Source organism: Peribacillus sp. SIMBA_075 (genome assembly GCF_046534585.1).
This window is the reverse complement of sequence record NZ_JAWRYN010000105.1, coordinates 1-572: the sequence shown is the minus strand read 5'-3', so window position 1 is coordinate 572 and position 572 is coordinate 1. Positions and strand designations below refer to the sequence as shown.

Below are 572 nucleotides of genomic sequence, written 5' to 3'. Positions count from 1 at the left end.
TCCTGATCGTTCAGCTTCTCCTTTCAAAGAAGGTTACCATGTGAGCATGGCGTTTCGGTCAGGTCTCCCCAGGTAAGAGCGTTATCTTCCCCTCCATCTATCTGCCTCATTTACTCTCATTCGCCTTTGGCAGTAAGGACTTTACCTTGACATGCAGGCTCATCCAACGAATGCTAGCCTCATATGAGATTCGTGTTCCTCAGACCGGAGGTTTGCCGCCAACTTCCTTCAGATTCCACCTCACGGTGGACACCCTTGTCTTAGGCTAATGGCTACTACTGCCTTCACCATTCGGGACTTTAACCCTAGAGATAACGCCCATGCTGGGCGCACATGAAAAACGACCTGCCAGCCACGCAGGTCGTTTTATTATATCGTTAGAAAGCGAAGGCGAATCCATTTCCATTGACTCGATCTAGCTTATGGATTTTTGATTTCTATGGTCTCGACGCGGACGTTCACCGCTTCCACGAAAAGGCCTGTCAATGCTTCTACAGATTCCTTAACCTTCTCCTGCAGCGTGTGGCACACTTGGTGAATCGGCGCTCCGTATTGCACAGATACTCGCATAT

Annotated in this window: 1 protein-coding gene; it reads right to left on the bottom strand. The window is 49.3% G+C overall.

Annotated elements, in window-relative coordinates; genetic code table 11:
• Nucleotides 1–420: 420 nt before the first annotated feature.
• On the bottom strand, nt 421–570 hold the full coding sequence (locus SB775_RS27345; RefSeq protein ID WP_410864274.1) for an Asp23/Gls24 family envelope stress response protein: 150 nt from the start codon (nt 568–570) through the stop codon (nt 421–423).
• Nucleotides 571–572 lie beyond the last annotated feature (2 nt).

What these genes read in the sequence shown, in the direction of transcription:
- SB775_RS27345 (WP_410864274.1), bottom strand. Translation starts at nt 570, where the DNA reads ATGCGAGTATCTGTGCAATACGGAGCGCCGATTCACCAAGTGTGCCAC.